The organism is Bradyrhizobium yuanmingense, assembly GCF_029167105.1.
Lineage (GTDB): Bacteria > Pseudomonadota > Alphaproteobacteria > Rhizobiales > Xanthobacteraceae > Bradyrhizobium > Bradyrhizobium yuanmingense_A.
Map to the genome: position 1 here is coordinate 316846 of NZ_JARFML010000001.1, position 13678 is coordinate 330523.

Annotated in this window: 12 protein-coding genes; 8 read left to right on the forward strand and 4 right to left on the reverse strand. The window is 65.8% G+C overall.

What is annotated here, in order from left to right; translation table 11 throughout:
* The first annotated feature begins 10 nt into the window (after positions 1–10).
* From P0R31_RS01585 to P0R31_RS01600, 4 genes are all read left to right on the forward strand, one after another.
* Positions 11–1318 (forward strand): NAD(P)/FAD-dependent oxidoreductase, encoded by a 1308-nt coding sequence (locus P0R31_RS01585; RefSeq protein ID WP_275512557.1) that lies wholly within the window; start codon positions 11–13, stop codon positions 1316–1318.
* Between the two features lie 21 nt (positions 1319–1339).
* Positions 1340–2386 carry an ABC transporter substrate-binding protein gene (locus P0R31_RS01590; RefSeq protein WP_275512558.1) on the forward strand — a complete coding sequence of 349 codons (1047 nt, stop codon included), beginning with the start codon at positions 1340–1342 and terminating at the stop codon, positions 2384–2386.
* 68 nt (positions 2387–2454) lie between these two features.
* Positions 2455–3267: an ABC transporter permease gene (locus P0R31_RS01595; RefSeq protein ID WP_275512753.1), complete on the forward strand. Its 813-nt coding sequence runs from the start codon at positions 2455–2457 to the stop codon at positions 3265–3267.
* Entirely contained in the window at positions 3264–4049 is a 786-nt protein-coding gene (locus P0R31_RS01600; protein ID WP_275512559.1) for an ABC transporter permease, read from the forward strand. Before P0R31_RS01595 ends, P0R31_RS01600 begins: the two co-directional genes overlap by 4 nt.
* Positions 4050–4108: 59 nt before the next feature.
* On the opposite strand, the gene P0R31_RS01605 is transcribed toward P0R31_RS01600, so the two are convergent.
* The gene (locus P0R31_RS01605) at positions 4109–4798 is read right to left on the reverse strand and encodes an aspartate/glutamate racemase family protein (RefSeq protein WP_275512560.1); all 690 of its coding nucleotides are present in this window, start codon (positions 4796–4798) and stop codon (positions 4109–4111) included.
* Positions 4799–5012: 214 nt separating this feature from the next.
* Between P0R31_RS01605 and P0R31_RS01610 the strand changes: the two genes are divergently transcribed.
* From P0R31_RS01610 to P0R31_RS01625, 4 genes are read left to right on the forward strand one after another with little or no spacing between them, the layout of a single operon-like run.
* Positions 5013–6674, forward strand: coding sequence for a thiamine pyrophosphate-binding protein (locus tag P0R31_RS01610; RefSeq protein ID WP_275512561.1), 1662 nt, complete (start codon positions 5013–5015; stop codon positions 6672–6674).
* Between the two features lie 4 nt (positions 6675–6678).
* Complete coding sequence (locus tag P0R31_RS01615; RefSeq protein WP_275512562.1) at positions 6679–7944, forward strand: NAD(P)/FAD-dependent oxidoreductase; 1266 nt, start codon at positions 6679–6681, stop codon at positions 7942–7944.
* 10 nt (positions 7945–7954) lie between these two features.
* Positions 7955–8698: an aspartate/glutamate racemase family protein gene (locus tag P0R31_RS01620; protein ID WP_275512563.1), complete on the forward strand. Its 744-nt coding sequence runs from the start codon at positions 7955–7957 to the stop codon at positions 8696–8698.
* Between the two features lie 39 nt (positions 8699–8737).
* A complete protein-coding gene (locus P0R31_RS01625) occupies positions 8738–9517 on the forward strand; it encodes an SDR family NAD(P)-dependent oxidoreductase (protein ID WP_275512564.1) in 780 nt (259 codons plus the stop codon).
* A gap of 154 nt (positions 9518–9671) precedes the next feature.
* Here the strand turns inward: P0R31_RS01625 and P0R31_RS01630 are convergent, their stop codons facing one another.
* The 3 genes from P0R31_RS01630 to P0R31_RS01640 all read right to left on the reverse strand — a co-directional run bounded on the left by P0R31_RS01630 (position 9672) and on the right by P0R31_RS01640 (position 13500).
* On the reverse strand, positions 9672–10466 hold the full coding sequence (locus P0R31_RS01630) for an IclR family transcriptional regulator (protein ID WP_275512565.1): 795 nt from the start codon (positions 10464–10466) through the stop codon (positions 9672–9674).
* A 77-nt stretch (positions 10467–10543) separates the two neighbouring features.
* The gene (locus tag P0R31_RS01635; RefSeq protein WP_275512566.1) at positions 10544–12277 is read right to left on the reverse strand and encodes an FAD-dependent oxidoreductase; all 1734 of its coding nucleotides are present in this window, start codon (positions 12275–12277) and stop codon (positions 10544–10546) included.
* Between the two features lie 8 nt (positions 12278–12285).
* A complete protein-coding gene (locus tag P0R31_RS01640) occupies positions 12286–13500 on the reverse strand; it encodes an ABC transporter substrate-binding protein (protein WP_275512567.1) in 1215 nt (404 codons plus the stop codon).
* Positions 13501–13678 lie beyond the last annotated feature (178 nt).

Below are 13678 nucleotides of genomic sequence, written 5' to 3' on the forward strand. Positions count from 1 at the left end.
GAGCTGTGGCATGACACGGGACTGGCGCGCGCTGCCATCGGCCAATTCACTGTGGGAAGCCACGGCGGAGCCGGCGCGCGCGTTTCCCGTGCTGTCGGGCGAGCAACAGGCGGATGTGGTGATCATCGGCGCCGGCTACACTGGCCTCTCCGCCGCGCACCACATCGCCAGGAGCGGGCTCAGTCCCGTCGTGCTCGAGGCCAACCGTCCCGGCTGGGGCGCGAGCGGGCGCAATGGCGGGGTGATCACGGCAAAATTCCGCCTGTCGTTCCGCGAGATCGATGCCGCACACGGCCGCGCCATGGCGCGGCGCATGTACGAGATCGCGCATGAATCGACCAACATGGTCGAGGAACTGGTGTCTGAATTCGACATCACCAGTGCGAATTTGACGCGCACCGGCCAGGTCAAGGCCGCGCATAATAAGACGACGCTCAAGGCCGCGATCGACGAGGCCAACTGGATGACGCGCGAAATGGGCTCCGCCGCCGTTCGCATCCTCGACAGGGGACAGGTGCGCGAGGAGACCGGCTCCGACATCTTTGTCGGTGGTGTGCTCAATCCCGGTTCGGGAGGCATCCATCCGCTAAACTATCTGCGCGGCCTCGCAAATGGCGTTGCAAGCCGCGGCGTTCCGATTTTTGAGCAGTCGCCGGTGACAAAGCTCCGGCGCGAGAAGGACGGCATCGTCGCCGAGACGCCGCACGGCGCGGTGCGCGCAAAACAGGCGATCATCGCCACCAACAGCTATTCGGATCTAACCGGCGCGACGGCCCATCTGCAGCGCACGCTGATTCCCTTCCGCAGCGCCATGATCGCAACCGAGCGGCTCCCCGGCAATCTCGCGGGAAAACTGATGCCGACCGGGCGCACCTACACCGAGACCAAGCGCATGATGCGCTGGTTCCGCATGGTCGACAACCGCGTCATCTTCGGCGGCCGCGGCGCCTTCGGCAAGCAGGATTCGCAAGCCGCATTCGACGCCTTGCGCAAGGCGATGGTCGGCATCTTCCCCGATCTCGCCGATGTCCCGCTCGCATACAAATGGTCGGGCCTCGTCGCGATGACGCTGGACTCCATGCCGCATATCGGCCGGCTCGACGAGCGCACGCTGTTCTCGCTCGGCTACAACGGCGCAGGCGTTGCGATGTCGAGCCTGATGGGCCGCTATCTCGCCGCCTTCGTGCGCGGCGAGACGCCCGACGTCGGCCTGCTCGACGCACGACGCATGAAGGCGATTCCATTCTATCCGCTGCGTGAGCCCGCCGTGCGCATGGTCGCCGGCTGGTACCAGTTTCTCGATGCGATCGGTCGGTGAGATCATTTGGAGGAGGTGAGGATGACGATGAAGCAGAAATTTGGATTGGGCTGCGCGCTGCTGGGCGCAATCGGACTGAGCAGTGCGGCTGATGCCGCCGAGCAGATCACCTTCGTCTCGCAGGGCGGTGCCTATCAGCAGGCGCAGACGGTGGCGATCCTCGATCCCTCCGCCAAGAAGCTCGGCATCACCATCAACCAGGACTCCATTCCGGACGCCTGGCCTGCGATCAAGACGCAGGTCGGCAGCGGCAAGCCGATCTGGGACGTCGTCGATACCCCGACCGGTAACTGCCTGCGCGGCGGCGAGCAGGGGCTGATGGAGAAGCTCGACTTCTCGAAGATTCCAAACGGCGCGGCGATGCCGGAGGTGTATCGCAGCCCCTATTCAGTGTCCTACGAGTTCTATTCGAGCGTGCTTGCCTACAGCCAGAAGAAATTCCCGAAGGACGCGCCGAACAGCTGGGCCGATTTCTGGGACGTGAAGAAATTCCCCGGCCGCCGCGCGCTGCGCAACCACCCGTTCGCGACGCTCGAGGCCGCGCTGATGGCCGACGGCGTCGCACCGGACAAGCTCTATCCGCTTGACGTCGACCGCGCCTTCAAGAAACTGGAAGAGATCAAGCCGCACATCACGGTGTGGTGGACCTCGGGCGCACAGTCGGCGCAGTTGCTCAATGACGGCGAGGTCGACATGGAGATGGCCTGGAATGGTCGCGTCAGCGCGGTCGCCAAGGAAGGCGCGAAGGTTGCCTTCACCTACAATCAGGGCATCCTCCAGAGCACCTCGCTCTGCATCCTCAAAGGCGCGCCGAATCTCGCCACCGCGATAAAATTCCTCAACGAGGCCGTCGATCCCGTGCACCAGGCCAATCTGCCATTGCACATCGACTATGGTCCGGGCAATCCCAAGGCATTCGAGACCGGCGTGATCAAGCCCGAGCGCGCCGCGCAATTGCCGAGCGAGCCGGCGAATGCGGCGAAGCAGGCGCTGATGTCCTATGCCTGGTGGTCCTCGCCCGCAGGCGAAGCCGCCGAGAAGCGCTGGGCGTCCTTCATGCAGAAGTGAGCGAGGCAGCGTTGACGACTTCAGTGCCAGATCCCTCCCAAAAGCATCAGCGCCGCGAGCACGGCCTGATGCTGGCATTGGTGTCGCCGGCGCTGCTGGTGATCCTGGCTCTGATCGTGCTGCCGGTCGGCTGGCTGGCCTGGCAGTCGATCTACCATGACGGCTTCACGCTGGAGAACTATCGCCGCGTCTTCACCGAAGACGTCTACTGGCGCAGCTTTGCGCTGACCTTCGAGATCAGCCTCGCGGTCACTGTAATCGCGCTGCTGCTCGGCTATCCCGTGGCCTACCTCGCCAATTCGGTGCCGAAAGGGTGGAGCATCGTCATCCTGTCGCTGGTCGTGCTGCCGTTCTGGACCAGCGTGCTGGTCCGCGCCTATGCTTGGCTGGCGCTGCTGCAGCGCACCGGCGTGATCAACCAGTTCCTGCGCTACCTCGATGTGATCTCCGAGCCGCTCGCGCTGGTTCACAACACCTTTGGCACGGTGGTTGCGACCGTGCACATCCTGCTACCCTTCATGGTGCTGCCGCTCTACGCCACCATGCAGAAGATACCGAACGATCTCATGCAGGCCGGCGCCAGCCTGGGCGCCAGCCCGTCGCTCACCTTCATGCGCGTGTTCCTGCCTCTGTCGCTGCCGGGCGTGCTCGCGGGCTGCACCATGGTGTTCGTGCTCTGCCTCGGCTTCTACATCACGCCGGAGCTGCTCGGCGGCGGCCGCACCGTGATGGTGTCGATGCTGGTGAGCCGCAATGTCGAGCTCTACAACCAATTCGGGGCGGCGAGCGCGGTCGCGGTAGTGCTGCTCCTGAGCGTGCTCGCGATCTTCTTCGTCGTCAGCCGCTTCATCTCGCTCGATCGCGTGTTGGGGCAGAAATGATGCGCGCCTCGCCCGCACGGATCGCCCTCTACGTGATCAGCGCGCTGGTGCTGATCTATCTGATTCTCCCCGTTCTGATCATCGCGCCGATCTCGTTCTCCAGCGCGCGCTTTCTGACCTTTCCGCCGCCGTCCTTTTCGCTGCGCTGGTACCAGCAATATTTCTCAAATCCCGCCTGGATGCAGGCGACGCGGGTGACGCTGACGGTCGCCCTCCTCACCGTCGTGATCGCGACCCCGTTCGGGGTGGCCGCTGCCTATGCCATCAGCCAGTCGAAGCTGCGCATCATGCGGTTGATCCACATGGCGCTGCTGCTGCCGCTGGTGGTGCCGATCATCATCACCGCGGTCGGCATCTTCTTCGTCTATGCCAGGATCGGCCTGGTCGCGACCATGCCCGGTCTTGTGCTTGCCAACGTGATGCTGGGATTGCCCTATGTCGTGATTTCGGTGCTTGCGGGTCTGCAGAGCTTCGATCCCGCACAGGAGATGGTGGCGCGCAGCCTCGGCATGAACCGGCTGCGCAGTTTCTTCGCCGTGACGCTGCCGCAGATCAAGTCCAGCGTGGTCGCCGGAGGCATCTTTGCCTTCATCTCGGCGATGGACGAGACCATCGTCGCGCTGTTTATCTCCGGCGGCCAGTATCAGCCGCTGACCAAGCGCATGTTCACCGCGCTGCGCGACGAGATCGACCCGACCATCGCCGCAATCTCGACCTTGATGACGGCGGCCTCATTCATGCTGGTTTTGCTGGCGAGCGCGCGACAGAAGCGGAGCGGGTGAAGATAACCCACGCCCCGGGACCTCGATCCCGGCAGCGGGCTGAAATTGAGGAGATCAATTCACCTCATCGCGAAGTCGGCGGCCGTCTCGGCGTGAATGGCGGTGGTGTCGAACGTCTCGACTGAAATGTCATCCGGGCCGACCAGCATGGTGATCTCGGTGCAGCCGAAGATGATGCATTCGGCGCCACTTGAGACGAGCGCCGCCATCACCTCCTGGTAGCGGCGGCGCGAAGGCGCGGTGACGTTGCCGAGGCACAGCTCGTCGTAGATGATGCGGTTCACTTCGGCGCGCTCGTCCGCGGGAGGAACCATGACGTCGAGACCGTGCGCGCGCAATCGGTCGATGTAGAAGTCTTCCTCCATCGTGAACTTGGTGCCGAGCAACCCGACCCGCCGATATCCCTTGGCCCGGATCCGCTCGGCCGTCGCATCGCCGATGTGGATGAACGGAACGCTCACGCTGGATATGATCTCGGGCGCCAATTTATGCATCGTGTTCGTGCACAGCACGATCGCCCGCGCGCCGGCGCTTTCGAGCAGCCGCGCGACCTCCGCCAGGCTCGCCGCCGCCTCCTGCCAGCGGCCGGCATATTGCATCTGCTTGATCTCCTCGAAATCGTAGGAATACATCAGAAGCGGGGCCGAATGCAGCTTGCCGATGCGGTCGCGGACCCGCTCGTTGATGAGCTTGTAGTAAAGCGCGGTGCTCTCCCAGCTCATGCCTCCGATCAGGCCAATGGTTTGCATCCCGGTGCTCCCGACGATTTGGTTCGGCCGGATCGTAAACGAAGATCTCGACCCTCGCCATCATCGCCGCGGCAGAACCTGTAGTGCAAACGGCAAGGACGGGCATGACGCCTGCGCAGGCTGCGAGAAGCCTTTCGATCTTGCGCACGCTCTCGGCCTGTCCTAGGCCAGTTCCCGAACAAGTGCGCATCGCCGAAGTCTCGAGGGAGCCGACATGACCATTCGCAACACTCGCACCGGGGGCCAGATCCTGATCGATCAGCTCGTCGCCCAGGGCGTCGAGCGCGTCACCTGCGTGCCGGGTGAGAGCTATCTGGCGGCGCTCGATGCGCTGCATGACAGCCCGATCGACGTCGTGATCTGCCGCGCCGAAGGCGGCGCGGCGATGATGGCGGAGGCTTACGGCAAGCTCACGGGCCGGCCCGGCATCTGCTTCGTCACCCGCGGCCCGGGTGCGACCAATGCCAGCCACGGCGTCCACATCGCGATGCAGGATTCGACCCCGATGATCCTGTTCGTCGGCCAGGTCGACACCGGCATGCGCGAGCGCGAGGCGTTCCAGGAGCTCGACTACAAGGCGGTGTTCGGCTCGATGGCGAAATGGGCGGTCGAGATCGATCGCCCCGACCGCATTCCGGAGCTGGTCGCGCGCGCCTTCCGCGTCGCCATGCAGGGCCGCCCCGGTCCCGTGGTGATCGCGCTGCCGGAGAACATGCTGACCGAGACCGCGGCGGTGGCGGACGCCATGAGGGTCGAGCCCGCCGTGAGCTGGCCGGCGCCGGCCGATATCGAGAAGCTTGGCGCCATGCTGGCTGGCGCCAAGGCGCCACTCGTCATTCTCGGCGGCTCGCGCTGGACCGACGAGGCGACCAAGAGCATCGCGCGGTTCGCCGAGCGGTTCGACCTGCCGGTCGCGACCTCGTTCCGCCGGGCTTCGCTGATCGACGCCGACCATTCGCATTATGCCGGCGACCTCGGCATCGGGCCGAGCCCTGGCCTGAAGGCGCGCATCGACAATGCCGACGTCCTCCTGCTGATCGGCGGCCGCATGTCGGAGATGCCGTCCTCGTCCTATACGCTGCTCGACATTCCCAATCCGAAGCAGAAGCTGGTCCATGTGCATCCGGGCTCCGAAGAGCTCGGTCGCATTTATCAGCCTGATCTGGCGATCCAGGCGACGCCGGCCGCCTTCGCCGCTGCCATCGAGACGCTGAAGCCGTCAGGTGCGGTGGCGTGGAAGGGCGAAGCCGCCAAGGCGCATGCCGATTATCTGGCCTGGACCGGGAAGGCGCGCGAGCTGCCGGGCAGGTTCCAGTATGGCGAGGTGATGACCTGGCTGCGCGACCGCCTGCCGAAGGACGCGATCGTCTGCAACGGCGCCGGCAATTATGCCGGCTGGATCCATCGCCATCATCGCTTCCACAGCTTTGCCGCCCAGCTCGCACCGACCTCGGGCTCGATGGGCTATGGCGTGCCGGCGGGCGTGCTGGCCAAGCGGCAATATCCGGATCGCGTCGTGGTCGCGTTTGCCGGCGACGGCTGCTTCCTGATGAACGGCCAGGAGTTCGCCACCGCCGTGCAGTACGACGCGCCGCTGATCGTCATCATCATCGACAATGCGCAATACGGCACCATCCGCATGCACCAGGAGCGCGACTATCCCGGCCGCGTCGTCGGCACCCAGCTCAAGAACCCGGATTTCGCGATGTATGCCAAGGCGTTCGGCGGCCATGGCGAGCGTGTCGAGCGGACCGAGGAGTTCGCACCCGCGTTCGAGCGCGCGCTGGCCTCGGGCAAGCCGTCGATCCTCCATTGCATCATCGATCCCAGGGCGATTTCGGTCGGCAAGGATTTTACGCCCGCAGTGAAGGCTTAGGGCGATGCCGGACGGCCGCCACGTCGCCATCATCGGAGCCGGCGCGGTCGGCGTGATCAGCGCCATTGAGGCGCTGCGCGAGGGCCATCGCGTCACGCTGATCGATCCGGGCGAGCCCGGCGGCGAGCAGGCGGCGAGCTATGGCAATGCCGGCTGGCTGTCGTCGCATTCGGTGATCCCGCCGGCGGAGCCGGGCGTCTGGAGGAAGGTGCCGGGCTATCTCCTCGACCCGCTCGGCCCGCTCGCGATCCGCTGGTCTTACTTGCCGAAGGCGCTGCCCTGGCTGATCAAGTATCTGCTCTCGGGCTGGACCGCGGCGCGGGTCGAGACCACGGCGTTCGCGCTGCGCGACCTCCTGAAGGACGCGCCGCTGCTGCACAGGAAGCTCGCGGAAGAAGCCGGCGTCCCCGAGCTGATCGAGCGCAACGGCGTGATGCACGTGTTCACCTCGCGCGGCAATTTCGACGATGATCTCGGCTGGCGCCTGCGCAGGAAGGTCGGCGTCGAATGGCTGGAGCTCAATGCCGACGAGATGCGCCAGCGCGAGCCGGATCTGGATCCGCGCTACACCTTCGGCGTCGTGGTGGAGGAGGCCGGGCGCTGCCGCGATCCCGGCGCTTACGTTGCCGCCCTTGCCAATCACGCGATCGCCAGCGGCGCGAAGCACGTACGCGCCAAGGCGACCGGGCTGAAGCTCAACGGCAACAAGCTCGTCGCTGTTGTCACCGAAACCGGCGAGATCGCTTGTGATGCCGCGGTGGTCGCGGCCGGCGCCCGCTCGAAACAGCTCACCGCGTCGGTCGGCGATCGCCTCCCGCTCGAGACCGAGCGCGGCTATCATGTCGTGATCGAGAATCCGGAAGCAGGTCCGCGCAGCTCGATGATGGCCTCCGACGCCAAGATGGTGGTGAACTGGACCAACAAGGGCCTGCGTGCCGCCGGCACGGTCGAGATCGCCGGCCTCGAGGCCGCGCCGAACTGGAAGCGCGCCGAGATCCTGCGCAACCACCTCGTCAGCATGTTCCCGAAATTGCCGAAGGACATTCCGGCCTCGCGGGTCAAGACGTGGTTCGGCCATCGCCCGAGCATGCCGGACGGACGTCCCTGCATCGGCTATGCGCGCGCCTGCCGCGACATCGTCTATGCTTTCGGCCACGGCCATGTCGGCCTGGTCGGCTCGGCCCGCACCGGCCGTCTGGTCGCCCAGCTCGTGAGCGGCAAGGCGCCGGAGATTCCACTCGCGCCGTTCGCGCCCGATCGTTTCCTCTGAGAGCGCAACCATGACCACCTCAGCCAGCTCGTCCTCCCGCATCGCCCGTGGCGGCAAGGCCATCTACGGCGCGCCGCTCGGCATCCTGATGCTGGAGGCGCGCTTTCCCCGCATTCCCGGCGACATGGGCAACGGCACGACCTGGCCATTCCCGGTGCTCTATCGCGTGGTGAGCGGCGCCTCGCCCGAAAAGGTGGTGCTGAAGGGCGCGGCCGGCCTCTTGCCCGACTTCATCGATGCTGCCAAGGATCTGGTGCGGCTCGGGGCCGAGGCCATCACCACCAATTGCGGCTTCCTCTCGCTGTTCCAGAAGGAGATCGCGGCGGCCGTCGGCGTTCCCGTCGCGACCTCCTCGCTGATGCAGGTGCCGTGGGTGCAGGCGACCCTACCGCCCGGCAAGCGCGTCGGCCTCGTCACTGTGTCGGGCTCGACCTTGACGCCGGCCCACCTCGAAGGTGCCGGCGTGCCGCTCGATACGCCGCTAGTCGGCACCGAGAGCGGCAAGGAGTTCTTCCGTGTCCTGATCAAGGCCGAGAAGGACGACATGGACATCGCGCAAGCCGAGCGCGACGTGGTCGAGGCCGGCAAGGAGCTCGTCGCCAGGCATCCGGATGTCGGCGCCATCGTGCTCGAATGCACCAACATGCCGCCTTATGCCGCAGCACTTCAGGCCGAAGTCGGGCTGCCGGTCTACGACATCTATTCCATGATCACCTGGTTTCATGCCGGGCTGCGCCCGCGCGTCTTTGCGTGAATGCGTCCGTGAGATCGTCACACATCCAGGAGTGAACCCATGAAACTATCCGGCAAGGTCGCGGCCATCACCGGCGCGGCGCGCGGCATCGGCAAGGCTTGCGCGAAGAGATTTTTGGACGACGGCGTCAAGGTCGTCATCTCCGACGTCGATGCCGAGGGCTTGGCGGCCACGGCCGCCGAGCTCGGGCGGCCGGATACCCTGCGCACTGTCGTCGGCAACGTCGCCAAGCGCGCGGACGTGGATCAGCTGGTCGCCACCGCGGTGAAGGAGTTCGGCCGGCTCGACATCATGGTCAACAATGCCGGCGTCGCCCGCAACCGCGACATCCTCGACATCACCGAAGAGGAATTCGACGAGATCATCGGCATCAATCTGAAGGGCGCGTTCTTCGGCGTGCAGGCGGCGGCGAGGCAAATGATCGCGCAAGGCGGCGGCGGTGTCGTCATCAACATGTCCTCGGTGAATGCGCTGCTGGCGATCCCGGCGCTTGCGACCTACGCGATGTCGAAGGGCGGCATGAAGCAGCTGACCTCCGTCGCCGCCGTCGCGCTCGCCCCGCACAACATCCGCGTTGTGGCGGTCGGACCGGGCACGATCCTGACCGACATGGTGGCCTCGTCCATCTACACCTCGGAAGACGCCCGCAAGACCGTGATGTCGCGCACGCCGGCGGGCCGCGGCGGCGAGCCGAGCGAGGTGGCCTCCGTCGTGGCCTTCCTTGCCAGCGACGATGCGTCCTACATCACCGGGCAGACGATCTATCCGGATGGCGGCCGGCTGGTTCTGAACTACACGGTGCCGGTGAAGGAGAAGTAGAGCCGTTGTCGCCCCACACTCGCTGTCCTCGCCCGGCCTTGACCGGGCGATCCAGTACGCCGAGACGTCGGTGATTGAATCGATGGGCCGCGGCGTACTGGATTCCCCGCTTTCGCGGGGAATGACAGTCGCCGTGAGGCAGGCAGTTTGCCCATCACTCCGCCGCAACTGTCATGCCGTGGCCGAGCCGCTTCGAAATGCCCCCCGCGCAGTCGCGCAAGGCATGGGCGATCAGGCTGTCCCAGCGCGCGTCGAACGTGCCTTCCGGCCCCATCGCGGTGATGACCAGCGCGACGTGGCCGGAATGATCGAACACTGGCGCTGCGAACGCGTTGACGCCGGGCAGGGGATCGCCGAGCGCACGGGCGAGGCCGTGCTTGCGAACCTCGGTCAGCATGTCGGCGACCTTCGCCCCCTTCACGGCGCGCTTCGGGTTGTAGCCGACGCCATGGCGGTCGAGGCCGCTGTCGAGCGCCGCGCTGATCGTCGTCTCCGGCAGGAACGCCGCAAAGGCGCGGCCCGTCGCGGTCTCCAGCAGCGCCATCACCGAGCCGACGCGCATCACGATGTGCACCGGCTGGGCCGGCTCTTCGAGCTGCACCACGGTCGGGCCGTGCGTGCCCCAGACCGCGAGCGAGACGGCGTGGCCGATCTGGCTCGCGAGGCCCGCGATCTTGGGCCGCGCGATGCGCACGCCGGAGAGGCGGCGCAGGCTGATCAGGCCGAGCTCCAGCGCCAGCGCGCCGATCTCGTAACGGCCGGTGCTCTCGTCCTGCTCGATCAAGCCGATGCGGGAGAAGCTGGCGAGGTAGGGATGCGCCTTGGCCGGCGTCATGCCGGCCTCGCGGGCGAGATCGCGCAGCATCATCGGCTCGCCGCTCCGTGCGAGCGCGCGAAGCAATTCGCCGCCGACCTCGATCGACTGAATGCCGCGGCTCTCTCTCTTCATGCGCCTCCGATGCGCTTGAGTCGTTGCTTGAGCATGATCTCTTCGGAAAACCGCTGCACACTTTTCCGGATCATGCTCTACGCCGCGTCGCGCTTGGCGGCGCTGTCGGCAAGATGTCTGCCGGCAATGTAGCCGAAGGTCAGCGCCGGCCCAAGCGTGATGCCGGCGCCCGGATAATTGCCGCCCATGATGCTCGCCATGTCGTTGCCGGCGGCATAGAGGCCGGGAATCACCCGTCCTTCGGCATCGAGCGCCCGTGCGTTCGCGTCGGTGACGATGCCGGCATAGGTGCCGAGATCGCCGATCACCATCTTGATGGCGTAGAACGGGCCGTTCTCGATCGGCGCGACGCAGGGGTTGGGGCCGTGCAGCGCATCGCCCTGGTAGCGGTTATAGGCCTTCGAGCCCTTGCCGAAGGCGGCGTCCTGTCCCAGCGGTGCCGTCGCGTTGAACTGCCTGACCGTCTCGGCGAACGCCTTGGCCTCGATCCCGGCTTTCGCCGCCAGGGCTTCCAGCGTGTCGCCGCGCATGAGATAGCCGGTCTTCAAATGATGACCGAGCGGCATCGGGAAGGGCGGCACGCAGCCGAGGCCGTATTTCCGCAGCGTCTTGTGATCGCAGACCAGGAAGGCGGCGATCTCCTCGCCGGGTTTTGCCGCCTTGATCATGGCCTGGACGAAGTCGTGATAGGAATTGCCTTCATTGGCGAAACGCCTGCCGTCGCGCATCACAGCGATCACGCCGGGCTTGGCGCGGTCGATGAAATGCGGCATCACGCCCTTGGAGCCGTCCTTGCGCGTGGTCAGCGATACCGGCACCCAGGCCGCCGCGTTCGGCAGGCGGTCCTCGATGCGGCCGCCGGCGCCTTCGGCAAGGCGCAGGCCGTCGCCGGTGTTGCCCGTAGGCCCGGGCGAATAATGCTCAACGCCGGTCGGCGCGTGCGGAAACATCTTCCTGCGCCGCTCGACGTCGTGCGGAAAGCCGCCGCAGGCGAGCACGACGCCTTGTCGGGCGCGGACACGCACCTCGCGTCCCTCGCGCGAGACGATGGCGCCGGTCACGGTGCCGTTCTCGACCGTCAGCTCGCGTACGGGCGAGGACAGCCACATCGGAATCTTGAGGTCGAACGCGGACTTTGCCAGGCGGCCGGCGAGCGCATTGCCGTTGGTGAGCGTCATGCCGCGGCCATAGCGCAGCACGTCCATGAGATGCCGCGTCAGGCGCTTCGCGACATAGACCGCCGAGGTCAGCGACTTCGTCACCCGCATGAAGTGGATGATCTCCTTGCCGCTTCCCAACATCATGCCGAACACGGTGAGCTCGGGCAGCGGCGTGCCGAGCGTCTTGATGGTGTCGCCGAGCTCGCGGCCGTCGAACGGGCGCGTCACCATGGAGCGGCCGCCCTGCGTGCCGCCCGGCGCTTCGGCGTGATAATCGGGAAACACCAGCGGCATGTCGAAGCGCAGCGCGGTCTTGGTGGTGAAGAAATCGACAGCTTCAGGGCCGGCGCTCAGAAAGGCATCGACGCGTGCCGCGTCGTAATTGTTGCCGGCCTCATGCCGCAAATACGTGCGAGCCTGTTCAGGCGTCTCCTCGATGCCGTACGCCTTAGCCAGCGACGTGCCGGGGATCCAGAGCCAGCCGCCGGAGCGGGCCGTGGTGCCGCCGAAGCGCGGCTCCTTCTCGACGATCAGCACGTCGAGCCCGCGATAACGCGCGGTGATCGCGGCCGACATGCCGGAGCAACCCGATCCGGCCACGAGCACGTCGCACTCGTAGGTCTCCGTGGCGCCATGCTCGTTGCCAGTCATTGATCACCTCACTTCTTCAGGAGCGGACACTTGGATTCGGAGACCGGACGGAAGGCGTCCTCGCCCTTCACGGTCTTGACGATGTCCAGATAGTCCCACGGCTCCTTGGACTGCGCGGGGGTCTTCACCTTGGCGAGATACATGTCGCGGATGACACGGCCGTCCTCGCGCAACTTGCCGCCATGGACGAAGATATCCTCGATCGGCAGCTCGCGCATCCTGGCCATCACCTTGGCGGAATCGTCGGTGCCGGCCGCCTTGATCGCCTTCAGATAGTGCATCACCGCGCCGTAGACGCCGGTCTGGATCATGGTCGGCATCACCTTCGTGCGCTCGTAGAACTTCTTCGACCAGGCGCGGGTGGCCTCGTCCATGGCCCAGTAGGACGCCGTGGTCATATAGGTGCCCTGCGCGGCCTTCAGGCCGATGGCGTGCACGTCGGTGTCGAACATCAAGAGGCCGACCAGCTTCTGGCCGCCCTGGACCAGGCCGAATTCGCCGGATTGCTTGATGGCGTTGTCGGTGTCCTGGCCGGCATTGGCGAAGGCGACCACGTCGGACTTCGAGCTCTGCGCCTGCAGCGCGAAGGAGGAGAAATCGGCGGTGTTGGTCGGATGCCTGACGCCGCCGAGCACCTTGCCGCCCATCTCGTTGATGAAGCGCGTCGCATCCTTCTCGAGCTGCTGGCCGAAAGCATAATCGGCCGTGATGAAGTACCAGGACTTGCCGCCTTCCCGGATCACGGCGGAGGCCGTCACCTTCGAGAGCGCATAGGTGTCGTAGGTGAAATGCACGGTGTTCGGGCTGCACAGCTCGTCGGTCAGCGAGCTCGCGCCGGGGCCGGAGAGCAGGGCGACTTTGCCGCGCTCGCGCACCATGTTGTGCACGGCGATGGCGATGCCGGAATTGGGGATGTCGACGACCGCATCGACCTTGCCGTTGTCGAACCAGCCGCGGACGATCTGAACGCCGACGTCGGTCTTCATCTGGTGGTCGGCGCTGATGATCTCGATCGGCTTGCCGAGCACGGTCGGCCCGAATTCCTCCACGGCCATCTTGGCGGCCTCGACCGAGCCCGGTCCAGAGTTGTCGCGGCCCCAGCTCGACAGGTCCGTCAGCACGCCGATCCGCACCGCGTCGTCGGACACTTGCGCGGTCGCTGCCGTGGTCATGGCGGCCGACGTCATGGCGGCAAGCATGGTGCAGGCCAGGAGCCCTCTCATTGTCGTTTCCTCTCTTTTTGGCCGCTTGGTGCGGCAGGGTCGTTGTGGAGGCAAATTAGATTATAGCAAATCAGTTTGTCAATGGCGAACAACGGCTGTCGGGCCGGTTCCACGATGGCCGGGTGATGCCGCGTAAGGAGCGCTCCTGCCTCAACACCCGTCATTGCGAGCGAAGCGA